Annotated in this window: 21 protein-coding genes and 1 riboswitch; of the genes, 19 read left to right on the top strand and 2 right to left on the bottom strand. The window is 38.0% G+C overall.

Going from position 1 to position 26158, the window contains the following annotated elements; translation table 11 throughout:
• Positions 1–26 precede the first annotated feature (26 nt).
• Together GQR59_RS13205 and GQR59_RS13200 are read right to left on the bottom strand one after the other, a co-directional pair.
• On the bottom strand, positions 27–2444 hold the full coding sequence (locus GQR59_RS13205) for a serine/threonine-protein kinase (RefSeq protein WP_160063436.1): 2418 nt from the start codon (positions 2442–2444) through the stop codon (positions 27–29).
• A 521-nt stretch (positions 2445–2965) separates the two neighbouring features.
• Positions 2966–3430 carry an HAD family hydrolase gene (locus GQR59_RS13200; RefSeq protein ID WP_160063434.1) on the bottom strand — a complete coding sequence of 155 codons (465 nt, stop codon included), beginning with the start codon at positions 3428–3430 and terminating at the stop codon, positions 2966–2968.
• Positions 3431–4049: 619 nt separating this feature from the next.
• Positions 4050–4198, top strand: a riboswitch (cobalamin riboswitch).
• Positions 4199–4390: 192 nt separating this feature from the next.
• Between GQR59_RS13200 and GQR59_RS13195 the strand changes: the two genes are divergently transcribed.
• The 19 genes from GQR59_RS13195 to GQR59_RS13105 all read left to right on the top strand — a co-directional run bounded on the left by GQR59_RS13195 (position 4391) and on the right by GQR59_RS13105 (position 26016).
• Positions 4391–5179, top strand: a complete 789-nt coding sequence (locus GQR59_RS13195; protein WP_201288109.1) for a DUF4198 domain-containing protein — start codon at positions 4391–4393, stop codon at positions 5177–5179.
• Positions 5180–5357: 178 nt separating this feature from the next.
• Positions 5358–5966: a cobalt transporter CbiM gene (gene cbiM, locus GQR59_RS13190; RefSeq protein WP_160063432.1), complete on the top strand. Its 609-nt coding sequence runs from the start codon at positions 5358–5360 to the stop codon at positions 5964–5966.
• On the top strand, positions 5966–6658 hold the full coding sequence (locus GQR59_RS13185; protein WP_160063430.1) for a cobalt ABC transporter permease: 693 nt from the start codon (positions 5966–5968) through the stop codon (positions 6656–6658). Before cbiM ends, GQR59_RS13185 begins: the two co-directional genes overlap by 1 nt.
• Positions 6658–7452 (top strand): cobalt ECF transporter T component CbiQ, encoded by a 795-nt coding sequence (gene cbiQ / locus GQR59_RS13180; protein WP_160063428.1) that lies wholly within the window; start codon positions 6658–6660, stop codon positions 7450–7452. The genes GQR59_RS13185 and cbiQ overlap by 1 nt, the downstream gene beginning before the upstream one ends.
• Entirely contained in the window at positions 7436–8146 is a 711-nt protein-coding gene (locus GQR59_RS13175; protein WP_201288108.1) for an energy-coupling factor ABC transporter ATP-binding protein, read from the top strand. Before cbiQ ends, GQR59_RS13175 begins: the two co-directional genes overlap by 17 nt.
• A 22-nt stretch (positions 8147–8168) precedes the next feature.
• Positions 8169–10022 (top strand): AAA family ATPase, encoded by a 1854-nt coding sequence (locus tag GQR59_RS13170; RefSeq protein ID WP_201288107.1) that lies wholly within the window; start codon positions 8169–8171, stop codon positions 10020–10022.
• Between the two features lie 101 nt (positions 10023–10123).
• Positions 10124–11605, top strand: coding sequence for a cobyrinate a,c-diamide synthase (locus GQR59_RS13165; RefSeq protein WP_160063426.1), 1482 nt, complete (start codon positions 10124–10126; stop codon positions 11603–11605).
• 9 nt (positions 11606–11614) lie between these two features.
• On the top strand, positions 11615–12799 hold the full coding sequence (locus GQR59_RS13160; RefSeq protein WP_160063424.1) for a cobalt-precorrin-5B (C(1))-methyltransferase: 1185 nt from the start codon (positions 11615–11617) through the stop codon (positions 12797–12799).
• Complete coding sequence (locus tag GQR59_RS13155; RefSeq protein ID WP_160063422.1) at positions 12796–13599, top strand: precorrin-6A/cobalt-precorrin-6A reductase; 804 nt, start codon at positions 12796–12798, stop codon at positions 13597–13599. The genes GQR59_RS13160 and GQR59_RS13155 overlap by 4 nt, the downstream gene beginning before the upstream one ends.
• Positions 13589–14230: a precorrin-8X methylmutase gene (locus tag GQR59_RS13150; RefSeq protein WP_160063420.1), complete on the top strand. Its 642-nt coding sequence runs from the start codon at positions 13589–13591 to the stop codon at positions 14228–14230. Before GQR59_RS13155 ends, GQR59_RS13150 begins: the two co-directional genes overlap by 11 nt.
• Positions 14230–15651, top strand: coding sequence for a precorrin-6y C5,15-methyltransferase (decarboxylating) subunit CbiE (gene cbiE, locus GQR59_RS13145; RefSeq protein ID WP_160063418.1), 1422 nt, complete (start codon positions 14230–14232; stop codon positions 15649–15651). Before GQR59_RS13150 ends, cbiE begins: the two co-directional genes overlap by 1 nt.
• 3 nt (positions 15652–15654) lie before the next feature.
• Positions 15655–16404 carry a precorrin-2 C(20)-methyltransferase gene (gene cobI, locus GQR59_RS13140; protein ID WP_160063416.1) on the top strand — a complete coding sequence of 250 codons (750 nt, stop codon included), beginning with the start codon at positions 15655–15657 and terminating at the stop codon, positions 16402–16404.
• Positions 16401–17180 carry a cobalt-precorrin 5A hydrolase gene (locus tag GQR59_RS13135; RefSeq protein ID WP_160063414.1) on the top strand — a complete coding sequence of 260 codons (780 nt, stop codon included), beginning with the start codon at positions 16401–16403 and terminating at the stop codon, positions 17178–17180. The genes cobI and GQR59_RS13135 overlap by 4 nt, the downstream gene beginning before the upstream one ends.
• Before the next feature lie 127 nt (positions 17181–17307).
• Complete coding sequence (gene cobJ, locus GQR59_RS13130) at positions 17308–18093, top strand: precorrin-3B C(17)-methyltransferase (RefSeq protein ID WP_025565687.1); 786 nt, start codon at positions 17308–17310, stop codon at positions 18091–18093.
• Between the two features lie 50 nt (positions 18094–18143).
• Positions 18144–18950 carry a precorrin-4 C(11)-methyltransferase gene (gene cobM / locus GQR59_RS13125; protein ID WP_160063412.1) on the top strand — a complete coding sequence of 269 codons (807 nt, stop codon included), beginning with the start codon at positions 18144–18146 and terminating at the stop codon, positions 18948–18950.
• Positions 18934–20031: a cobalamin biosynthesis protein CobW gene (gene cobW, locus GQR59_RS13120; RefSeq protein WP_160063410.1), complete on the top strand. Its 1098-nt coding sequence runs from the start codon at positions 18934–18936 to the stop codon at positions 20029–20031. Before cobM ends, cobW begins: the two co-directional genes overlap by 17 nt.
• 6 nt (positions 20032–20037) lie before the next feature.
• Entirely contained in the window at positions 20038–23868 is a 3831-nt protein-coding gene (gene cobN / locus GQR59_RS13115; protein ID WP_160063408.1) for a cobaltochelatase subunit CobN, read from the top strand.
• 59 nt (positions 23869–23927) lie between these two features.
• A complete protein-coding gene (gene bluB / locus GQR59_RS13110; protein WP_160063406.1) occupies positions 23928–24581 on the top strand; it encodes a 5,6-dimethylbenzimidazole synthase in 654 nt (217 codons plus the stop codon).
• A 202-nt stretch (positions 24582–24783) separates the two neighbouring features.
• Positions 24784–26016, top strand: a complete 1233-nt coding sequence (locus GQR59_RS13105) for a sirohydrochlorin chelatase (RefSeq protein ID WP_160063404.1) — start codon at positions 24784–24786, stop codon at positions 26014–26016.
• Positions 26017–26158: the final 142 nt, after the last annotated feature.

Raw genomic sequence — 26158 nt, 5'->3', positions numbered from 1 at the left:
ACCTCATTAATAGTATTGAATCTTTTCTATAAAAGTGATGTCCACTTTTTTAATAAATGTTGAGCAAGTTTTTTATCTTTAATAAACAGAGATTGCAGGCCTGAAGTTTTATTCATAGTAATAATTATTTCTTCGTCAGTTGTCTGTTTTATAATTTGTAATGTTGCTTGATCATTATCTGAAAAATGTAATTCCAGCACTCCTTGCTGATTAAGTTCCCATGGTACAGTTATGGATTTTTCATTGATATTTAAGGTAGCAAATGACTCAGTAAAATTTATTTTCATTAATACTGGTTGAATTACTTCTTTTTGGTCAATGGCTTGGTCGTAAATATGATACCAAGGACCTGTTAGTAGCTCTTTTTTTGACCATTTTTGATTTTTTTTATTATTAATAAGATTTTCATAAGTGAGTATAATGAGATCTTTATTTTGTAGTGGTACAGTTAGTGCTAAAGTTGAAGAAACATAAATAGCTTCGTCGGTTTCAGAACCTTCACCAGATTCCATTGTGATCAGGCTACCACTCAATTTATATAAAGCATTAAAGTTTTTAGTTTTGATGGTTCCTTTAGAGAATAGAGCTGTATTTTCCCCTTCATGTTCAATATCGTTTTCGTGCGTTCCAGCCCAAAATATAGGCTTGTTTTCAAGAAACTGCTTGAGCTTTTCTTGTTTAACTAAGTAGGTTTTTTGAGGAAATAACTGCTCTATAACAGCTTCTCGGATCTTTGTTATATAGGATAATAATGATGAATTTTGTTGTTGAAAATAAAATGAACGCTGGAGTTGAGTTAACGTTTCTATTTCACCTTGAATAGCATAGGAGTAATTTATTGTTTGTTTTTGTTGGTTAGTGAGTTCTTGCCAGTAAGTACTTTTAATATCTTGAATTAATTTAGTATGTATATTAAAAGTCTTATTAATATTTTTGTTGTCACGCTCATAACCAATATTGATTAGTTGGTAATAAAAAAAGGCTTGTGCGGAGTTAATTGGTAACTTTGTACCAGGGATAAATTCAATGTTATTTTTAAGCGTTAATAAGTTATGGTTATTTAAATTTAAATTTAAATCTAGCTGATTACTTTTGACGAGTAAATTTATTAGTTTTTGCCCTGCATTAAAGGCGATATTGGTATTAATTAAACTATCAAATCGAGTAATTATTTTATTATAAAGCAATGCTGATTTTTCATTTTCTCCGCGACTTGCATAGTTATTCGCTAAACTGAGCTCAACCGCCGACTTTCTATCAAAATCCAAATCTAAGACTAATGAAAATTTCCCTAACATAATATCTGTTTGTTGTTTCTCCATTTCTAGATTCTGGTATTGAATAAATAAACTCGCCATCAAAAAAATTAAAATTGTTGTAAAAATACCCGCTAAAGAAACTGAAATAGGGTGACGTTTATAAACAAATTTTTTAAGTCTAAATATGTTATTAGGTTGATACGCAGTAACAACATGCCCAGTTAAAAATAGATTAATATCATGTTTCAGTTCGGATACAGACGCATAACGCTCAGTCGTTAAAGAGGCGGTAGCTTTATTTATAATGGCATTAATTTCTTTGTTGTACGCAGTATTGCTTGATATATGTTGTGTGATTAATACAGATAATATTTGGCCTAAAGCATAAACGTCACTATATACACTAGCAGGGGCTCCATTAATTAATTCAGGGCTAGAAAAACCTTTCGAAATACCATTTAACAGTTTTGAATTGTGTTCTTGAGAAGCTGTATTTGGGTTATTGATTACTTGGGAAATACCAAAATCAAGCACTTTGATCTGCTGATCTTGATTAATGATGATATTAGCTGGTTTTAAATCACCGTGTACCACTTGCATTTGATGTGCATAATTTACTGATGTACACAGGGTCGCAAAACTTGTTAGTTTTTCATTTAAGGAGAAACCTTTATTTTTAAAGTAATTCGATATCTCCTGACCATCCAAATATTCCATTACAATATAATGTAACCCGTCTTCAGTAATACCTGCATCGTACACTGAACAGATATTCGGATGGTTAAGCTTAGCCATAAAGTTAGCTTCATTAATTAGTTTATTACTATTAAAAAAAGGATACAGTGCTGAGGAAATAACTTTAATCGCAACGGTTTGTTCAAACCGCCCATCTATGCGCACTGCTTTAAAAACTGTCCCCATGCCACCTTGACCAAGGTGTTGAGTCAATTCATATACAGAAACAATATTACCTACTTTAACTAAATTTTGTGTTGAGAATGAATTAATTTCTTTTGCTATATGATCAGATAAAGTGAACTCATTTTGGTCTGCTGAAATTAATGCTAATACCTGTTTTAGTATTTTTTTATCATTACATTGGCTCTTTACAAAAGTCTCCCTGTGTCTTGGCGTTAATTGCATCGCATCATTATATAATTGATATACCATAATAATATTATTCATTTCCTTTGAATCAACTGTCTATCTTCATTGTAGACATTAAAAATTACAGCTGTGCTCGCTGAGTGTTCTATACCAAAATACTATATTTAAGTGGATGATTAATGAGATTCAAAAATGGTATTTAGCTTATTATTTTAATTCGATACATATTGAAGAATAAATTTAGTTTGTCGATAATATTTACACTTTATAACAGAGGAATACTTTAACAGGGAAAAAGCATTACTTCAATTTAACTTACTGAATAATATGAGTAATTAAGCTACATGTAAATGGAATAAATTATTGGTGTCTATTTATTATTTCACCTTAAACTTAGTAAAAAGTCTGATAGTTATTCGAATCATTAATATTATTAACTGTAGGAGTATTAATGATTAACACTCCAATAGAGTTGATGTAAATAATAGTATATATAGTCGTTATTATTTGAGTATCTGGTGACGTTTTTATTTTTATATCGATATTTAAAAGTTTTCTCTCTCTCAATTTTGGAGTGCAATATCTAAATTTATGTAAGTTTAAGTGAGCTCACTCAATCTTTTAATGGTACGTATATTATCAGGTGCTATTTGAACACTATTTGGTGTGAACCAGATAGGCGTGATACCGACAGATATTGCTGGTTTAATGTCTTTTACAAAAGAATCACCGACCATTGTTATATTGGATACAGGAATTGCCAACGTTGAAATAATAGCATTAAGAAATACTGCCGTTCCTTTCTCTAACCCTATATTCTCTTTGCAAAAATAACCTGATATATATTGGCTTAGTTCGACACGCTCAAAGGCTGATTTTATTTCCTGTTCAGTTGAATCTGCAGCGCCTGTCGCTATATAAATTTTCGCTTTTTTGGATAAAACCGCTAATGTTTCTTTTGCACCGGCGATCGCTTCCACTGTTTCCCATTCACACATTTTTCCTGTGTTTTGAGGGAAATCAACCATTAACGTATCACCCCAATCAAACAGATAGACATTCATTACAACCGTTCCTTTTAGTAAGTGATTAATGCTGAGTATTTAAAGTTACATCGTTAATGTAAACCAGTGAATATGATATGACCCCATAAAAGTAGACAGCTAATATAGGTGCTAGTATAGGTCATAACATTAAACGCCTTTTGTTAAACTTAAAAAAGCATAATAGTTATTACCAATATGAGCCCTACGATAACTTCTTGTTGGTGTTCGATCTTTTCTTACTTGGCAAATTCAGCTTTGAAATCAGGCGCCACGATCTTAATAAAGGTTATTGTTTTACTGCTTGTTGAATTTTGCACCTTGAATGTTAACGGAGATATCTGACACCGTTATATTAAGGTGTTCAATTTTAGTCATAATACTCCTTATCTTTATTGGCTATGATGGATGAAGGTTTTTACATTTAACTTTAATAGACAGTATCAAATTTAACCTTTTAATCAATGGCTTAAATAATGGTTAGTATTAAAAATATAGTTAGGTTAAAAAATATCCTTAGTACCTCTTATAAATAACCGTTTAGCTTGAGGTAAAGGATGTAAAAATAACCGCATAAAAGAGGCTTTATATTGACTGTTTAACCCGTAACACGCTATTGTTCAGCTTCCATTGGATATAGCATTAAAGCTATGCATTGGTGTCTTATAAAAAATAAGATATCAATGTTTGGGAACTTGGTTAAATGCCAAGGCTGCCCCCGCAACGGTAAAGCAAGTCGAATTGATTCTCTTGTTAAGCCCGGATACCAAACCATAGGATGATACTTGCTATTAAAGCGAGTACCGTGGTGTTGCGGAGGGCTTCACCGGCTGGTCTTCTTTTATTGATAATGAGTATGTAAATACTCTTAGATAAAAGTAACCATCTCCTCCACAACTTCGCCTGTTCATTACTCAGACGGAGATTTTCCTTTTGCTAAACGTAAAAAATATTAAGCCAACTTCATATTTAAAGTCATCTTTGATTAAACTACTTTTTGTTTCAAGTTGTATGCTGTCACTTTCTGCTAACGCACATTTTCAAATGCTTTATACCCCTAACTTATTGCATGAAAAAGGCGGCGCAATCACATTGAAAATGCCTTTCACTCATCCTGCCTCAAGTGGTCATGTGATGGCTGTTGATAAGCCTCAAGCTTTTTATATGATTAAAAAAGGCAAAAAGACTGACTTAATTGATACGATTTCTGATATTGAGTGGGAAAGCTCGGTTGATAAAGGCCATGCTTACCAAGCTGATGTTAAGTTGCGAGGATTAGGTGATTACGTGTTTATCGCACAACCATCTCCTTATTTCGAAGAAGAAGAAGATCTTTATATTCAGCAAATCACTAAAACGATTGTTAATGTTGGTAACCTACCAACAGATTGGAATACAGATTTTGGGTTAAGTGCTGAAATTGTGCCTTTGACTAAGCCTTATGCTATTTACGAAGGTGGTATTTTTAGTGCTGTGGTTAAATCAAGAGGCGAGCCAGTGCCCTTTGCTGCCATTGAAGTTGAATTCATGAACTATGTGCCTGATATGCAAAAAAATCACTTTGCTAAAGAACCTATCATGACGCCGCCTTCGGAAGTGTTTGTGACACAAACTATCTACGCTGATGCCAACGGTACTTTCCATTTTTCATTATTGAAAGCAGGTCAGTGGGGATTTGCTGCGTTAGGCATAGGTGAACAGAAAACTTACAAAGGAAAAGCGCTTTCACAAGATGCTGTTATTTGGGTACAAGCAACTAAACTGCCGTAGTTACTGCCGTAGTTAGTGTCGTTTTTTCAGCTGTTGTATTTGGCTTGATTACTATATCTATCAAGCCAAATTATTTTTTATGATAAAAAGTCTATTCTAGAATGGCTTTGTAAATTATTGAGCTGTTTAGTTTTTTGAAATATGTTGGAATGTTAACTAAATAGTAAAAAGGTAAATTATGCATATTGTTGATGGAGCATTATCCGCTCCTGTATTGATAACTGGAGCTGTGTTAACCGTTATTGGGGTTTTTATTGGCCTTAGAAAAATGGATTATGATCATTTACCATTAGTTGGTGTATTAGCGTCGGTATTTTTCATTGCTTCTTATATCCACTTACCATTAGGCTTTTCGAGTGTCCATTTAATTATGAATGGCTTATTAGGCATTTTATTGGGGTGGGTTGCCTTTCCTGCCTTGCTGGTTGCACTGTTATTGCAGGTTATCTTCTTTGGTTTTGGTGGTTTATTGGTACTCGGTGTGAATACACTGAATATTGCATTACCTGCTGTGATTATTTATTACCTTTGTTATAACGGTATTCGTCATGAAAGTGCAAAAGTTGCTGCAATTTGGGGCGCTATTGGTGGCGCTGGTGCAATCATTATCACCTCATTGATGGTAGCGTTTTCCTTAGCGTTATCTGGTGATTCCTTTGTATTAGCTGCGAAAGCCATATTACCTGCTCATATTCCCATTATGATCATCGAAGGGTTTGTTTCTTATGCGGCTGTTTATCTAATTCATACTGTTAAACCTGAATTTATTACTAAGGATACTCATTAATGAAAAAACGCATTGAATTAATGAAAGCAAATGCCTTAATGATGGGTATGGTGTTTATTTTATTATTTTTTTTTATGGGGTTTAGCTCAGCTGCTATCGCACATAACGTAGTCGGTGGCGTTTACGCTGAAGGGTTTACTATTGAAGGTGAAGCTGGATTTTCAAATGGATCTATGGCCAATGCAGGTACTGTCGTTAAAGTGTCGGATACCTCGGGAACACCTCTCGGTGAAGCGGTTACTGATGGTGAAGGTTACTTTGTTTTTACCGCTAAGAAACGCATTACCCATGTTTTTGAAATTAACATGGGGGCGGGTCATCTCTTAAAGATGCAGTTACCCGCAGAAGAACTACCAGATAGTTTGGATGATGAAATAGCCACAACGGCAAGCTCTAATGCTGCCGTTTCTACAAGCGGCATAACACAAACCTCTGATAGTAATGGGCAAGTTGTAAATACTAATCAAGCGATGAATAATCAAACTGTCATTCAAAAACAAATTCAAAACCAAATTACGCCGCTGATGTTAGAAAAAGCGATTGCTAAGCAGATAAAGCCCTTACGTAGAGAAATTAGTGCATTAAAAGAAAAATCAGGTCTACGCGATATTATCGGTGGTATTGGTTACATCTTTGGTTTATTAGGGCTAGTTGCTTTTTTAAGAGAACGTAAATTAAAGGCAAAAAAATAATGTCACAAGGTCTAGAACATAGCCTGACATCTTGGTCTGGTCAGGCGTTAAAACACCAAGCATCATGGATTGATGATATTGATGCACGTGTACGTGTTGTTTGTTCTGGACTCTTTGCATTAGTGGTTGTATCGAGTCAATATTTTGTACCTGCATTATTAGGTTTGTTATGTGCTTTTTTATTAGTTAAATCTAGCAAGCTTAATATTAAGCGTACTTTACGTCGTGTTGTGGCGATGGATTTGTTTATGCTGATGTTGATTTGTGTACTCCCCTTTACCACACCTGGCGATCCTATTTTTAGTGTGTTTGGGTTGACGGCGAGTTGGCAGGGCTTATTACATGCGCTATTGATAACGGTAAAAGCAAATGCCGTACTATTGGTATTATTTTCTTTAGTTGCGACCATGAGTGCCTCAACCTTAGGTCACGCACTTGCACATCTTAAAGTACCTGATAAATTGGTTCACTTGATGTTATTTATGGTGCGTTATTTAGATGTGATCAGCCAAGAATATAAAAAGATGCGTCGTGCAATGCAAGCACGTGCTTTTGTATTACACACCAATAGACATACTTGGAAAAGCATTGGTTATTTATTTGGTATGTTGCTCATTCGTTCTGTAGAGCGTGCTGAACGTATTTCAGATGCAATGAAATGCCGTGGTTTTTGCGGTCGTTATTATCTTAATGATGAGATGAAAATAGGACGAGTAGATATGGTTTTTAGTTTGGCTTTTTTATGTTTTTTAGTACTGTTAATAGGGCTCAATATTGATGACTTATTCAAATAAACCAATGGCTAAAGTCGATACTCCATTGATTGAAATTAACAACCTTAGCTATGCTTACCCAAGACGTGGCAGTGTATTAAAGGATGTTAACTTTGCTTTATACGAAAGCGAACGTGTGGTGATAAATGGTGATAATGGTGCTGGAAAAACAACCTTATTACATCTAATTGTTGGTTTAAAAAAAGCGAAGCAAGGTGACATCATTGGTTTTGGTGCAACTTGTAAAACAGAAAAAGAGTTTAATAAATTGCGCGCTAAAGCGGGGCTATTATTTCAAGATCCTGATGACCAGTTATTTTGTCCTACCGTGTTAGAAGATGTCATGTTTGGACCGTTAAATTTAGGCTTTACTAAGCAACAAGCTATTGATAAATCATTACAAACATTGAAAAACTTAGGGATGCAAGGCTTTGAATCGCGTATTACACATCAGCTTTCTGGTGGTGAAAAACGTATGATCACTTTAGCCAGTGTTTTGGTGATGGAACCAAAAGTGTTAATTTTAGACGAACCAACTAACGCGCTGGATGAAAAAGCAAAAACACGTTTAGTTAATGTGTTGCAAGCTTTACCACAAGCGATGATTATTATTTCTCACGATAAGTTGTTTTCAGATAAATTAGCAACAAGACAACTTAATCTTAAAGATGGTTTGTTAACTGAACAGTTAGCCGCAACGGTAGCAGTAGCTTAGGTTACTGTAATAGAAAATTATTATGAATAAATACGATGAGCAAAAATTCATGAATCAAGCGCAACAAGAAACTATTTTTCCTTTTAGTGCGGTACAAGGTCAACCCTTGTTTAAACTCGCGCTATTGCTTGCGACTGTTAATCCTTTAATTGGCGGCGTGTTGATTTCAGGTCCTCGTGGTAGTGCTAAATCGACATTAGCACGCGCAGTGGCGGATCTCTTGCCAGTAACAGAAGGTATGACACCTGAGTTTGTAACTTTGCCTTTGGGTGCTAGCGAAGAAATGCTAATTGGTACCTTGGATTTAGACCACGTATTAAAAGATAAACAAATTAAATTTTCGCCTGGTTTACTTAAAAAAGCACATACAGGCGTGTTATATGTCGACGAAGTTAATCTTCTCTCCGATCATCTTGTTGATCAGTTACTCGATGTTGCCAGTAGTGGTGTGAATATTGTTGAGCGAGACGGCGTTAGCCATCGGCATGATGCTCGTTTTACCTTAATTGGCACAATGAATCCTGATGAAGGTGAATTGCGTCCACAACTGAAAGATCGTTTTGGTTTAATGGTGGAATTGGATAATGTTTATAGTATCGAAGAACGCATTAGTATTGTTAAAACGCGTCAGTCTTTTGAGAAAGATAGAGTTACTTTTTGTGATAATTACCAAGCGAAGCAAATACTATTACAACAACAAATAAGTGATGCACAAGAGTTACTTCCTAGCGTGACATGTGATGATACTTGTTTGATTGAAATCGCAACGCGTTGTCAGCAAGCTAATGTTGATGGGTTACGTGCTGATATTATGATGCATCGAGCGAGCTTAACGCATGCAGCATGGTTCGGAAGGAAAGAAGTGACCTTTGCAGATATCGAGCAAGTTGCCCCGCTGGTTTTATTACATCGTCAACAAAGTCCAAGCTCGCCGCCTCCTTCAAGCTCATCTCAGGCTGGATCATCGCCAGATAAACCATCAGAAAAAAATAATAACGGTGGTTTTTCACGACCTCAAGCACCTCAACAAAATGAATCACAGTCAGAATTAAAACCAGAACCGAAGTCTGAACAGAAAAATACTGAACAAGCTGAACAGTCTTCTGATCAAGAAGGTAATGTTGGAGAATGGGGAGCAATGCCAGCCCAAGCAGGCGAAAAGCAAAAAACTAATGAAACTGTAAAAGTAGAGCTGCCAAATTTACAAAATAGTACTTTGAGTGATGCTTTAAATACGACTTTATTGAGTGAAGCCTTTAATAAAAATAATCAGGGTAACACCACAAAAGGTGAGAAAAAATCAACGTTGGAAAGTAATAAACCTGATTGGTTTAACACGCTAACCAATAGTTTAGGGCAGTGGCCTCCTGCAACATTTTCATTTAAAAAGGTCAATACTGGTAAGGAAAAATTACACCTGATTTTATTGGACACTTCTGCTTCTACATTAAGTGATAGTTTGTCATCAATCGCTAAATCAGTGGTGATGAATATTACTGACAAAGCCTACATTCAGCGTGATAAAATCAGTTTATTAGGTTTTGGAAATAATAATGTTGAAACGATTCTTAAAGCAGGACGCGCACCGAAAAAAGTGACTAGTTTATTGGATAATATCAGCGCACTCGGAGGCACTCCTTTACGATTGATTTTAGAAAAAGCAGGGCAAAGTATTAAACAACTTAGTCTACAATATCCAGGTGTCTCATTTTTTTGTTATTTAATCACTGATGGTCGTAGCCGTATTGATATCAACGATTTAAAATTGAATATACCCACATTGTTAATTGATATTGAAAACGCACAGATAAAACGTGGTCGTGGCCGTGTATTAGCAAATCAGTTAGATGCACAATATTTTGCGGTTTCACCTTGATCCTTGTTTTCTTAACAAAGTTGAAAGTGAAGCAAAGCTAAAATAGAATTAATTTAAAATAGACATATAACTGGTTAATGTAAATAGATAGTAGGAAAAAGATGACAGAGAAAGCAAGTTGCCCCGCATTATTTCTAGCCGCTCCGGCATCAGGGCAAGGCAAAACAACGATTACTTCGGCGATTGCTCGTTACTTTACTGAGCAAGGCAAAGTAGTACGTGTTTTTAAAACTGGACCTGATTATCTTGATCCGCAAATACTAGCGCAAGCATCACATGGACATGTTGAACAATTAGACATGTGGATGGCCGGTGAGAACTATTGCCAGCAAAAATTGTATGAAGCAGCACAAGAAGCCGACCTTATTTTAGTCGAAGGTGCGATGGGGTTGTTTGATGGTGAACCTTCAAGTGCCGACCTAGCTGCTCGTTTTAATATTCCTGTTGCGATAGTGATGGACGTAAAAGGTATGGCCCAAACTGCAGCCGCTGTTGCTATTGGCCTTGCTAATTTTCGTGATGATTATAGTTGCTATGGTTTAATCGCTAATAACTGCAGCAGTGAACGTCATGCTCAACTAATACGAGATGCGCTTGCTGAACAATTACCGTTATTAGCGTGTCTTAAAAAAGATGCCGATATTGCCTTGCCTGAGCGTCATTTGGGTTTAGTGCAAGCCAGTGAAGTCTTTGATGAATTAGAAGAAAAATTCACATTGGGTTGTGAATGGTTAACTGATGGTGTTAAACGTGCGGATGGCAACGACAGTACTGAAAACCTATTACTTACATTACCGCCAAGCGTTGATTTTTATGCCGGAAAAACTGAAAAAGTAGGCAAATTACTTGAAGGTAAAAAGATTGCTATTGCACGTGACCTTGCTTTTAGTTTTATCTACCAAGCTAATACGCGATTATTAGAAGAGATGGGCGCCACGCTGCATTATTTCTCTCCGTTAAAGGAGACGCAATTACCCCATGCTGATGCTTTATGGTTGCCCGGCGGATACCCTGAGTTATATGCACAACAACTTGCCGCGAATACACAATTACAAACACAAATTTCTGATTTTTATGATGCAGGTAAGCCGGTGCTCGCTGAGTGTGGAGGGTTTCTTTATTGTTTGAATGAGCTGGTGGATCTCGATAACAAACATCATAAAATGTGTGGTGTGTTAAATGGTCAAGGCAGTATGTCAGGTAAGCGTGGTTGTCAGGGCATGCAAAAAGCCATGTTACCAGAAGGTGAAATACACGGGCATGCACATCATCGATCTCGTGCGATCATGGAAGTTGATGCAATGGGCTATGGGCAACGTCAACGTCACCCTGCACCTGGTGAAGCTATCTATCGCGATAAGAAATTAACGGCGAGCTACTTACATCTATTTTTTCCGTCTAATCCAACCTTGATTGCCGATTTGTTTACCGGGAAATTACAAGCTGTAGATCAACAAAAGCTAACCGATTGGCAAAACTACGCGACTTCAGACGCTAATAAAAATGCTGAAAGTTCGGCTTCACCTATCAATGCTTCAAGCGCTGCTAATCAAAAGCAATCTGCTATGCAAGCACAACAGTAGGCGACGTTTATGTGGCCTGAATCGAGCGAAACAGAACAACCATTACGTAATGGTTTAACCACAGGAAGCTGTGCAACAGCTTGTTGTGTTGCTGCTGTGCGCTCGTTATTGGCAAACAAGCAACCCAATAGTGTTGAAATCACCTTACCACGTGGTGAAAAAGTCGATCTAGATATTATCAGTTACCAACCAATCGATAATGGTATTCGTACCAGCACTATTAAAGATGCTGGTGACGACCCTGATGCGACTCATGGTGCGACCTTATTTGTTGAATTACGTTTAACTGCTGAAAAAGGTATTAAGTTTAAAGCTGCGGAAGGTGTTGGTACTGTCACTCGAGATGGTTTGGTATTAGCAATTGGCGAACCCGCTATCAATCCTGTACCACGAAAAATGATGAGCGAACATCTTGAACATTATGCGCTAGCTTATCAATACGGTGGTGGTTTTGAAGTGTCAGTTGGTATTGAAAATGGTGAACAGATTTCACTGAATACCATGAATAGTCGTTTGGGTATTATTGGCGGTTTATCTATTTTAGGCACAACAGGTATTGTCCGTCCTTATTCTTGCGCTGCTTACATTGCTTCTATTCATCAAGGCATTGATGTTGCGCGCGCTAATAATTTCACTCATTTGGCCGCTTCGACGGGTGTTGCTAGTGAGCATGCGATTAAAGCATTTTATCAAATGGATGAAGTGAGCTTAATTGAAATGGGCGACTTTGTTGGTGCGATGTTGAAATATTTACGCCGTGAGAAAGTCGATGCTAAAACAGGTAACCAAATTAAAAAGCTCAGTATTAGTGCGGGCTTTGGTAAGTTAACTAAGCTTGCCAATGGACATTTAGACTTAAATAGCCGTCAATCGAGTATCGATTTTCAGCAGTTAGCTAATATTGCTAAATCCTTAGGGGCGTCGCAAACACTACAGCAGCAAATACTGGACGCTAATACAACTATTGAAGTGTTAAATAAAACCAAAGAAGCTGGATTAGATATTGCGAGTGTTGTGTGTGTTGAAGCATTAAAGTTTGCTAAAACTATTGTTCATGAATCCATTGAAGTAGAGGTCTGGGCCGTTGATAGAAAAGGCTTATTTGTAGCGAATAGTTACAATGATCGCTTTGATAAAAATGGACATCAGATTAAAATATCAGACGAACAATTAAATAGTGAAATAAAACAATGAAAGTCTTAGTCATCGGTGGCACAGCAGATGGTCGTAAACTGGCCACTCAATTATTTGAGTTAGGTTTTGATGTGGTTTATAGCATTGCTGGGATCGTGCGTAAAGCAACGGTACCAGGGCCTGTTATTAGCGGTGGTTTTACGCAATTTGGTGGCTTAGAAAAATACATAACCGACAAGAAAATAACTCACCTTGTTGACGCAACACATCCCTTTGCTGAGAAAATGAGTCATACCATTTCGCAAGTCACTGAGCGTTTATCTATCCCCGCAATACGTTTTCACCGTAAGCAGTGGCTTAAAACCGAAAATGATCATTGGATTGAAGTGTTAGCGTGGCCAGAATTAATTGAAAAAGTAGCTCAACATCAGTCTTTATTTATGACTGCTGGGCAAATCTCGCAAGATATTATCGAACAGCTCGCCAAACAAGCCAAGCATCTATTACTGCGAACAGCGATGCCAGCAAGAGCAATCTTACCAAGCAATGTCACTTGGCTAAAAGCGATTGGACCTTTCCTGTTAGAAGATGAAAAACAGTTACTTCAAGAATATAAAATAGACGCCATTATTAGTAAAAACAGTGGTGGTGAGGCTACTTACGCTAAAATACAAGCGGCTGCACAGGCAGGCATTCCCGTTTATCAATTTAAACGCCCACAGCTTGCACCATTACAATATGAATTTGATAATGCAGCTGACTGCATTGCCTTGTTACAAACATGCTTAGCATCGTCTAAATTATCTAAATCTGCTTTCGCGCCCTCTGGCGCATCAACTGAGTTTAAAAATGAAATTTGATTATATCCACGATCCGAGCTTGATCGAGAATGAAAGCTTTCGCCAAATTAGAACCTTAACAGACCTTGACCATCTATCAATAGAAGCCCAACAAGTGGTAATGCGTGTTGTACATAGCGTTGGTATTCCTGCGGTTGCGTCACAGGTTAGATTGAGTGAACGCGCTTGCCAATCAGGTATTGATGCGTTGAAAAAAGGGGCGGCAATTCTCTGTGATGTTGAGATGGTTAAACAAGGCATCACGAAACGAATGATTAAAACCGATCCTTTGTGTTTTTTAAATGCAGAAGGTGTACCTGAGCGTGCCAAACAAACAGGTGAAACTAGAACCATGGCTGCATTAACAGCTTGGTTACCTTATTTAGAAGGCAGTGTAGTGGTGATTGGTAATGCACCGACTGCCTTATTTCGTTTATTAGAAATGATTGATCAAGGGGCACCTAAACCTGCTTTGATTATTGGTATGCCCGTTGGTTTTGTCGGTGCCGCTGAATCGAAGCAAGCGTTATGGGATGTTCATCTAGAGTTAGGTATTGAATGTATTACTTTATTGGGGCGCGAAGGTGGCAGTGCTGTATCCAGTGCAAGCTGTAATGCCTTATTACGTTGTATCAAAGGAGAATTGTATTAATGAATATTATTAAAAAATTTATAGAAAAGCTTGGTTTTAAATTGGATAGCAGCGCTAAATTGTCGTCTAAGTCAGTGCGTGAAATTGCAGTGATTGGTTTAGGCGTAGCTGAAAATGCCATGCTCAGCGATCAAGCTTTATTGGCATTGCAATCGGCGGATCTGGTGATTGGATCTGAGCGTCAATTAAAAACATTAGAAAAGCACTTAGCGATTCAGCCTAAGATAGAAACCTTAGGTGAAGGTGAGCAACAACAAGTTGAACCTCAATCAATTAGCTTGCCGCCAAGAACTGAAATTATTCCAAAATTAAAAGAGTTAAAAGCGTTAATAGAAACAGAGAAAAAAGTTGTTGTTCTCGGTTCTGGCGATCCTCTTTACTACGGTATTGGTACTTGGATAAGCAAACACTTTAACGATGCAACTGTACGCTTTTTCCCTGCGGTTTCTAGTATTACTCAGGCATGTCATAGCCTATCCATTGCACAACAAGATGTGCATGTAGTGAGCTTACATGGTCGCCCATTGGCTAAATTAAAAGTAGCCTTGAAAGGACAGCAAACCTTATTACTGTTAACTGATAAAGACAGTTTACCGCATCATCTTGCGGCAGTTTGTGAAGAAACAGGATTTACTGAAGCTGAAATCATTGTTTGTGAACGTCTTGGTTACACTGAACAAAAAATATCTCGATTTACAGTACAAGCATTATTAGAGGCTGAATCTGAAGGGGAGCTGCAAACTTTTGATGCGTTACACGTTTCTTTTGTTATTTGTGGTGCAAACAAAGGTTATTTACCTGAATTTCCGGGCATTAAAGATGCTGATTTTGAAACGGGTGAGTTAGGTAGTAAAGGGATGATCAGCAAACGTGAAGTGCGTTTAGCTATTTTGTCACTATTACAACCAAGCAAAAGAGACATTATTTGGGATATCGGTGCAGGTTGTGGTGGTGTATCAGTTGAGATGGCTTATTGGCAACCTAAAGCCAAGATTTATGCCATTGAACATAATCAAGAGCGATTTGATTGTTTGCTATTAAATAAGCAAAAGTTCGGTGTTGTGAATAACCTGAAAAGTACTTTTGGACGTGCGCCAGAAGCACTGGTTGGCTTACCAACTCCTAATAAAATCTTTATTGGTGGCAGTGATGGCGAATTATCTGAATTACTAGAAACACTTTGGGGAAAACTACCTGAAGACGGTCAAATCGTTGTTTCTGCGGTGATGGAAAAAACCAAGTCTCAATTGCTAAGTTTTTATACAAAACGAAGTGTTGCTGAAGATAGTCAATTAGAAACATTACAAGTTGCCGTTAATAAAAGTAGAACTTTGGGTGGGCAACTTGCTTACAATCCTGCTTTGTCTGTTAGCTTATTTAGCTTTATCAAAAAGAACCACACAGAAATAGTAAAGGAATAGAAAATGAATGATCTTGCTTCAACAGTTCAAGGTGGCCTGTTTATTGGAGTGGGCGTTGGCCCCGGTGACCCTGAATTACTGACCTTAAAAGCATATCGTGCGATTCAACATGCTGATGTTATTTGTTATTTAGAAAATGAATCAGGACAATCGCAAGCACTTGATATCGCTGTTGAAGCATTGAAAAGTCCTATTAAAAAGCAACTACATTTAGGGGTTCGCTTTGCGATGTCTCGTGAACGTATTGCGGCTAATTTAGCTTACGACAAAGCAATAGGGCAAATTCAAGAACAATTAAAACAAGGGAAAGCCGTCGCTTTCTTATGTGAAGGTGATCCGTTGTTCTTTGGATCTTTTACTTATTTATTAGAGCGTTTAGACAACCAATACGCTTCACATGTTATTCCTGGTATTCCTGCTTTTGTGGCTGCGACCGCTGAGTTGCAAATACCATTAACGGTATTGAAGCAATCTTTCGCAGTGATCACTGGACGTCATAGTGATGAAAAAATTAAAACCGCTTTATTAGAACATGATGCCGTTGTGATCATGAAAGCAGGCATCGAAAGACCGCGTTTATTAGCGTTATTAAAAGAAACAAAACGTTTTGATGATGCTAACTATTTAGAATATATCAGCCGTGATAATCAACAAGTGATTACAGATTTGAATCAATTAGCCGATCAAGCTGGCCCGTATTTTTCATTGTTTGTCATTACCCGTAAAGAAGCGCGTCAGGAAGAGAAGGCGTGATTAGAATTATCTGTTTAACGGAAGTTGGATTACAACTAGCGAGGCGTTTACAACATCTTTTTACTGTTGATGATTCAACCGTGAAAAGTAGTGAAGTCTACTTCAAACCCGCCCCTTTTACAGAGTCAGTACAAGATTACTTTCAACAAGGTGATACGTTAATTTTCATTTGTGCTACAGGTATCGTGATGCGTGCTTTAGCGCCTGTTATTAAAGATAAGTATAAAGATCCTGCTGTATTAGTACTTGATGAGAATGGGCAGTTTGTTATCCCGTTATTATCAGGCCATGAAGGTGGAGCGAATGAACTTGCACGACAAGTTTCAAATCTGCTAGAAAATCAATTAGTGATTACTACTGCCAATCGTTATTTAAAACCTGTTTATGTGGTTGGTATGGGTTGTGAGCGACATTGTCCAGAGTCTGTTTTACAAGGTTTATTAGATGAGTGCTTAGCTAAAGCAGGTTTAACGATTAATGATGTTAGCGCGATTACCAGTATTGATATTAAAAGTGATGAATTGGGATTAATTGCATTAGCCAATACTATGAACAAACCCTATTTGACCTTTAATACTGAGCAACTTGGGTTAATGGAAGAGCGACTCTCTACTAAGTCTGATTATATTTTTAAAACTGTTGGTGTTTATGGCGTTGCAGAGTCGGCAGCTTTATACCAAGCACAACAGATGACCAATAACGGCAGTGAACTGCTATTAAATAAACATAAAAATAAACAAGCGACGTGTTCAATAGCACGATCGTATATGCAATAACATTTACTGTTAATGTTATGAAATGGGCTTAATCATTCAAGTTAATAGCCTAAGTTAAGAATCTGAGTTAAGAGCTTAAGTTAAGAATTTAAATTAAGAAATAAGTTAAAAGAAAATAGGGAAGAAAATGAGTAATAAAAAACAACTTTTTGTTGTCGGTATGGGACCGGGTGATGCTGATTTAGTGGCTCCTAAAGCATTAAAAGCAGTACAACAAAGTACCGATTTAGTGGCTTATGGACTCTATTTAGATCTTCTAGGTGAACCCTGTAATAATAAAGTGCACCACGATTTACCACTAGGTGAAGAGATTGGACGTGCAAGATTAGCATTAGATTTAGCAGCAAGTGGCAAAACTACCTCATTGATTTCAAGTGGCGATATTGGCATTTACGCGATGGCAACATTAGTCTTTGAATTGCTGGATAGACAGCTTCAAGGCCTTGAAGAACACCCTGAATGGTTAGAGGTTGAAATCGATGTTGTACCTGGTATCTCTGCGATGCAAGCAGGTGCAAGCCGTATTGGTGCAATGTTAGGTCATGACTTCTGTACAGTGAGTTTGTCAGACCTGTTAACGCCCTGGGAAACGATTAATAAACGCATTCACAGCGCAGGCGAAGGCGATTTTGTTATCTCTTTCTACAATCCTGTGTCTAAAAAACGTGACTGGCAGCTTAACCATGCCCGTGATGTGTTATTGAAATATCGTCCAGCATCAACACCGGTTTTATTAGGTCGTCAGTTGACCCGTGAAGATGAAAGTATCCGTATTATCCGTTTAGATGAGTTAGATGCAAAAGATGTGGATATGTTTACGTTAGTGAGCGTGGGTAATAGTGAGTCTCGTCATATCGTCAACGGTGATAAAAACTGGGTTTATACACCACGTGGTTACAAGAAAAAACTGTAAGTCATTAGTAACTAACTACTGACAACTAATTACTAAACAAAGGATTTTACATGAAAGTTTATTTTATTGGCGCAGGGCCAGGTGATCCTGAATTGATGACCATTAAAGGGGCGCGTTTGTTAAAGCAGTGTCCTGTAGTCTTGTATGCAGGATCATTGATTCCACGTCAAACGTTGCAAGATGTTGAAGACAGTGCAGAGTTGATTGTTGATACGGCTAAAATCAATCTTGATGAGATGGAAGCGTATTTTGTTGAAGCTGCAAAAGCAGGCAAGGATGTTGCGCGTTTGCAATGTGGTGATCCTGCATTATACGGCGCTATTGCTGAACAAATTCGCCGTTTAGAAAAACATGGAATTGACTATGAAGTCATTCCGGGTGTGAGTGCAACGGCCGCCTCTGCTGCATACTTAGGTAAAGAGTTAACGCTTTCAGGTGTATCACAAACGGTGATCATGACACGTTATGAAGGTAAAACACCTTTCCCAGAACGCGAACGTTTGCCGCAGCTTGCACAAAGTGGTGCGACTTTAGCGATTCATTTAGGTATCACTAAGATCCGTAAAATTGTTGCTGAGCTTATTCCACATTACGGTGAAGATTGTCCTGTGGCTGTTTGTTATCGCAGCTCATGGCCTGATCAAGATAAAGTCACGGGTACATTAGCTGATATCGCTGAAAAAGTAGAAGCGAAAGGGTTTAAATTAACGGCGCTTATTCTGGTTGGTCACGTATTGGATACGACCAATTTTGAAGATTCGTACCTGTATAAAAAAGATAAACCTAATATTTTCCGTCGCCGTAAAAACACACTTTCCATTGAAGAATTAGAGGTCAAAAATGACAGCAGCAAATAAGAACGTTTCATTAAATAAAATTCCAACGACGGTTGTAACAGGTTTTCTTGGTAGCGGTAAAACAACGTTATTAGCAAACTTGCTTAAGAAAGCAAAAGGCAAACGTATCGCCGTGATCATGAATGAATTTGGTGAATTAGATATCGATTCAGAATTGCTACGTAGTTGTCCTTTGGAGTGTGAAGATGAAGCCGCAGAATTAGTCGGTGGCGATGATGGCATCTACGAATTAGCGAATGGTTGTATCTGTTGTACGGTAGAAGAAGAGTTTTTACCTGTCATGAAAAAATTGGTTGAACGTCGTGACCAAATCGATCATATCTTAATTGAAACATCAGGTTTAGCGTTACCGAAGCCATTAGTACAAGCCTTTAATTGGCCGGGTATTAAAGAATATTGTACCGTAGATGCTGTTATTACATTAGTTGATGGTCCTGCAATTGCAGCGGGTCGATTTGCAGCCGATGAAGATAAAGTAAAAGAACAGCGTGCATTAGATGAAAGTTTAGATCATGACCCAAGTTTACAAGAATTATTAGACGATCAGCTTAACTCTGCTGATTTAGTCGTAGTGAGTAAAAGTGATTTATTAACCGAAGAAGAGCAAGCACGCGTTAAAGCCGTTATAGAAAAACGTGTACCAAGCTCAGTTAAAACCGCTTATATCAATAATGGTGATGTACCACTGGAAGTGTTAATCGGTATTAATGCGGGCACTGAAAAAACCATTGATAAAGTCCATAACCATCATGACCACCATCATGCTCACGGTGCACATCATGACCACGCACATGATCATTTTGATTCAATGGTGATCAGTTTAGGGACGATTGATGCTGACAAACTAAAAGTAAGTGTTGAAAAACTATTAAACGAATTTAACTTATTCCGTATTAAAGGTTTTGCTGCTGTTGAAAACAAACCTATGCGCCAAGTATTGCAAGCGGTTGGTAAACGTTTAGAAGTCCACTTCGACCGTTTATGGGAAGCCACTGAAACGCCAAAAACTGAATTAGTGTTGATCGGTAAAGGCTTAGACGAAGCTGCGGTTATTGCTATCTTAAAAAGCGCAGAGGTTTAATAAAAAATGCATCTATTAGCGGCACAACCAGGCGGATTTATTGAAGAAGAAGGCATTGTCGATTTAGCACAATCGCCAGCGCCTTTGGTCGTGTTTAGTGCTGCTGATAGTCAGTTAACGGCACTTTCTGCCGGATTTAAAAAGGTGACAGCTAAACAGGTGAATGCTGAATATTCGAAAAACCTGTCTTCGAATAGCTTGGCTGAAACGCGTTTAGTGAATTGGACTAACTTATTAAAACCTGCAGCTTTTGATCTTTATGAAGATAAAGTATTAGAGCAAGCGGAAGTGGTTGTTGTGTCGCTATTAGGTGGTAAAGCTTATTGGCAATATGGTGTTGAAGGATTAATTCGCTGGTCAAAAGCAAAATCCAATCGCACACTTATTTTAGTGCCCGGTGATGATAATGTTGACCCTGAGTTAATTGAATTATCAAATGTATCCGAAAAAATTCAACATCAAGTATGGCGATACTTACGTGCTGGTGGATTGGATAATAGTGCACAGCTTTTTGCTTATTTGAATCAGCTTTATTTTGCGTCAAATATTGATGTTAATGACCCTCATTTTTTACCTGTTGCGCAGTTTTATAATGAGCAACAAATCAGACGTAAATGGAAAAGTGAGCAAAGTGTCGTCGCACTGATTTTTTATCGTAGTCATTTACAATCAGCTAACTGCGAGATGTTTGATCAGTTTATTGAGTTGATGTCAGCGAATGGTTTAAACCCATTACCAATAGTGATTAGCTCGTTAAAAGATGAACAAGCCATGAGTGTGGTGAATCAACTTTTAAGTGAGCATTATTGTCGTTTGATTTTAAACAGCACTGGCTTTGCTGCGAATACCGTGAGCAGTCCCGGATTAAGCTCTCAACCGAATAGCTTTAAGCGCCTATTTGCCGTTGATATTCCTATTTTACAGCTGGTACTTTCAAGTAGTACGTTAGAGGATTGGACGGATTACAAACAAGGTTTACGAAGCCGTGATATTGCTATGCAGGTGGTCTTGCCTGAAATGGATGGCAAAGTATTAACACGTGCCATTAGCTTTAAAACCGAAGCTTTTTTTGACGAAAAAACACAAATTTCATTAGTGCAATATCAATTACACAGCGAGCGCGCTTTATTTGTGATTGAGTTGGCTAAAAAATATATTCAGCTTTCAATTACCGATAATAACAACAAACGTATTGCGTTGATCCTAGCTAACTATCCAACCAAAGATGGGCGTATAGGCAACGGCGTGGGATTAGACACGCCCAATTCCACAGTGAATATTTTAAATGCTTTAAAGGACGCGGATTATCCTATTGATAGCGTGCCTGAAAATGGTAACAAACTGATTGAAACCTTATTAGAATCAGTAACCAACAATCCCAATACGTTACATCATTTAGCCTGTTGGCAGAGTTTGTCGTTAAGTGATTACAAAAAAGCCTTTGCAGATTTACCGTTAGTGAGTCAGCAAGCCATTACAGAACGTTGGGGTAAACCCGAAGATGATATTAAATGTCGTGATGGACGTTTGATGATCTCAGGGATCCGCTTAGGTGAAACCTTTGTCGGCATTCAGCCTGCACGTGGCTTTAATATCGATTTGCTTGCTAACTATCATGATCCCGATTTAGTGCCGCCACATAATTATTTAGCATTCTACTTTTGGCTACGTTTTACTTATCAAGTCAACGCGGTTATCCATGTAGGTAAACACGGTAATTTAGAATGGTTGCCGGGCAAAGGACTGGCGCTTTCTAACGAATGTTGGCCTGATGCTGTATTAGGTCCAATGCCGCATTTTTATCCTTTTATTGTTAACGACCCCGGCGAAGGGGCGCAAGCCAAACGACGTACGCAAGCGGTGATAATTGACCATTTAATGCCGCCAATGACACGTGCTGAAACTTATGGCGAGTTGGCTGAGCTTGAAGGGTTAGTCGATGAATATTACCAAGCACAGGGTTTAGATGTGCGCCGTGAAGTGTGGTTACGTGAACAAATTTTAGAAAAAGTACAAAGCACTAATATTCTCGATGAATTAAATGAAGCGGCGCGTGAAGACGATAACCAAGTTTTGGAAGAATTAGATACGTACCTTTGTGATATTAAAGAAGCGCAAATTCGTCATGGTTTGCATATTCTTGGGCAACTGCCGGAACCACATAAAGTGGCGAATACGCTGATTGCTTTATTACGTTTACCCCGTGGAGAAGGCGTTATAAATCAAGGTGTTTTACACGCATTAGTGAGTGATTTTTCACTGATGGTGAATGAGCAACCTTTTGACCCTTTAGAAGCTACTCGCGAACAATGGAATGGTGAAAAACCAGATCTATTAATGAAAGTAAGTGAAACGCTATGGCGAACGCATGCGGATACGCGTGAGCGTTTAGAGTTGTTGGCGTTAGAATGGGTTGAGCACTTTTTGCTTAACAATAATGACCTTATTGAACTTAATCATTACCCAGCAACACAAGCGTTATTAACCTATGCAAAATCAACGATTCAGGCCGCGTTAAATCAAAGTGTTAAAAACGAATTAAGTGCAATCATTGACGGGTTAGATGGAAAATTTATTGAAGCAGGGCCAAGTGGCGCACCAACGCGAGGTCGATTAGATACACTACCAACAGGACGCAATTTCTATTCTGTTGATAATCGCGCAATTCCCTCGAAAGCAGCTTGGGTATTGGGTCAACAATCTGCGCAAGCGTTAATCCATCGACATTTACAAGAACATGGCGATTACCCTAAGCAACTCGGTTTATCGGTTTGGGGAACGGCAACTATGCGCACTGGCGGTGATGATATTGCTCAAGCATTTGCATTGATGGGCGTTAAACCTATTTGGGCGCAAGGCAGTAATCGAGTGGTGGATTTTGAAATTATTCCATTCCAATTATTGAATCGTCCAAGAGTTGATGTGACTTTAAGAGTCTCCGGCTTTTTCCGTGATGCTTTTGCTAACGTAATGGCATTGTTTGATGCGGCTGTGGTTGCCATTAGCGAACTCAATGAACCGGGCAGTGGTAATTTAATCCAACAAAATATTAAACAACGTGAAGCACAGTTAATTGCCGATGGTATGGCAATTGGTGAGGCTAAACGCGAAGCCAGTTATCGTGTATTTGGTTCTAAACCGGGTGCTTATGGCGCAGGATTACAAGGTTTAATCGATGAACGTTGTTGGGAAGATAAAAGCGATTTAGCTGAAGCTTACTTAAATTGGGGCGGTTATGCCTACGGCAATAGTGATAAAGATGGTGTGCAAGCAAAAGACGCCTTTTTGCATCAGCTGAGTAATATCGAAGTCGTAGTACAAAATCAAGATAATCGTGAACATGATTTATTAGATTCCGATGACTATTACCAATTTCAAGGTGGCATGAGTAACGCGGCACAAGTGTATTCAGGTAAAGCACCAACCATTTATCATAGTGACCATAGTAATCCAAGTAAGCCGGTGATTCGTACCTTAAAAGAAGAATTGAATCGCGTGATACGTTCGCGTGTTTTAAATCCTAAATGGATTGAAGGAATGCGCGAACATGGTTACAAAGGTGCCTTTGAAATGGGCGCAACGGTTGATTACCTTTTTGCTTATGATGCGACCACTGATTTGATTGCCGATTATCAATATGAGCAAGTGACTGATACGTTACTGTTTGATGATATTAATCAGCAATTTTTAAAAGATAATAATCCACAAATTATGGAAGAAATGGCTGAACGTTTAATGGAAGCGGCACAACGTGGTTTATGGCAAGCACCTGATGAATATCAACAAAAGCTACAAGATCTGCTGTTACAGTGTGATGAGATGCAAGAAGCTAAGTAAAGTCAGTTAGATATAAAGCAAAACAAAAAAGCACTTAATTAAAAACAAAGTAGTCAATAATGAAAAGTCAGCATAGCTATAGTCAAGTTGAGAAAGAAGCGGTTTATCGCGTTATTAAAGAACGTCGAGATATGCGCCACTTTAGTAATGAACCGCTCGAAAAAGGATTGTTAACACGTTTGCTAACGGTTGCTAATCAGGCGCCTAGCGTTGGTTTAATGCAGCCATGGCGATTTATTCGTATTACAGATAATGCATTAAAATCGTCGATAAAAGCGTTAGTGGAAATTGAACGTAACATAACAGCAGAACTTTTGAATCAACGTAAAAATGACTTTTTAAAATTAAAAGTAGAAGGTATTTCAGAGTGTGCTGAATTGATTGTTGTTGCCTTGCCTGAAGGGCGTGAGAAACATCTGTTTGGTCGTCGTACTATGCCCGATATGGATTTAGCGTCAGTGGCCTGTGCGATTCAAAATATGTGGTTAGCGGCACGCGCTGAAGGCATTGGCCTTGGTTGGGTTTCTTTATTTGATCCCATTCAATTGGCCAATTTATTAAATATGCCAGAAGACAGTCGACCGATTGCTATTTTATGTATCGGGCACGTTGAAAAGTTTTATGAAAAACCAATGTTGATTGAACAAAATTGGGCTCAGGCCGCTGACGTTGATACTTTTTTGTTTGAGAATAGCTGGCCAGAAAGTAAGTAGTTGTCGTTATTAAATGATTAGGTACGCAAATCTAGTGATGCGAATTTAGAAAAAATAAACAATTGTCGATTGCTGTTTTAGCTGTCATTGATACCATGGCGAAATAAATGCGTTCAAGCCGAATCAATTCCGTTTACAGCAAGTTAATAGCGCCAAATGAAGTGTAAATAAAAAACAATTAAAAGATATAAAGAGATTAAAAATGAATAATAAAGTAGTTAAGAAAGGCATTATGGTTTGTGGTCACGGTAGCCGTGATAAAGACGCTGAAATGGAATTCTCATTGGTTGCTGAAGGGTTAAAAAAACGTTTTCCTGATCTGCCTGTTGAATACGGATTCTTAGAGTATTCTGCGCCCAACATTCACATGGGTTTAAACAGTTTGATCAACCAAGGTGTTGAGCATATTTATGCGGTACCGGGTATGTTATTTGCTGCAACACATGCTAAAAATGATATTCCGTCTGTATTAACTACTTTTGAAGAACAAAATGAAGGTTTAGCAGTAAGTTACGGTAAAGAGTTGGGTTTACAAGATCCAATGATCAAGGCGTTTCAAGCACGTATTTATGAATCATTAGGGTTAGATGCTGATAACCCACCTGCTGAATTATACGATACGATGTTAGTGGTTGTTGGCCGTGGTACTTCTGATACTCAAGCCAATGCAGAAGCGGCTAAATTAACCCGTATTGTTAGTGAAAATATGGGCTTTGGTTGGGCTGATACAGTTTATTCTGGTGTGACTTATCCTTCTGTTGGTGTTGGCCTTGAAAAGCTGATTAAACTTGATTACAAACGTATTGTGGTTGCGCCTTATTTCCTATTTACAGGCCGTTTAATCAAACGTATTTCTGGTTACGTTGATAAAGTAGCAAAAGAAAATCCAAGTATTGAGTTTATTAATACCCCTTACTTACGTGACCATGAAAAAGTCATCGATGCATTTGAAGTACGTGTTCGTGACATCATGGATAATACACAAGCAAGTGAAGAAGATTTGATGGCGATTTTTAAACGTCGTTTAGCTGCTGGTGAAGTTGATGTACATCATCATCATGCAGAATATCAAGATCCAGCAAAAGAGCAGGCTCATTCGCACGATCATGATCATTCTCACAGCCTCGATCATGCACATTCTCATGATGAGCATTCACACGGTCACTCACATGACACTGAACACTCACACACCGAACACTCACATAGTGAACATTCACATGATCATTCTCATAGCCATGACCACGCTCATACGCATGTAGAGCCTCATAGTCACGGTGTGTATAAACATATTGCACATCCATTAGGGCCTAGAACCATGATTGGTGAAGGCGTCTGTTGTTGTTTCATGGGACAATTCCCACAATGGTTATTGGATGAAGAAAAAGAGCGCATTGATAATGGCGTTCAAGGTGAAGCATTAGCACACAAAAAATAGTTGTTATTGATATAGTCGCGTCTCATTTTTATACTATAAAGTAACTAATGGCAGGTTAGCATTAGTTACTTTATATTTTAAAAAACGTCTGATTTTTAAAACATGTCTTATTTTAAACAGACGTGTAGTTTTAAAATTTATT

It is taken from the genome of Psychromonas sp. L1A2, from assembly GCF_009828855.1.
GTDB lineage: Bacteria > Pseudomonadota > Gammaproteobacteria > Enterobacterales > Psychromonadaceae > Psychromonas.
Note: the sequence above shows the minus strand (reverse complement) of the source record. Positions and strands in the feature narration are given on the sequence as shown.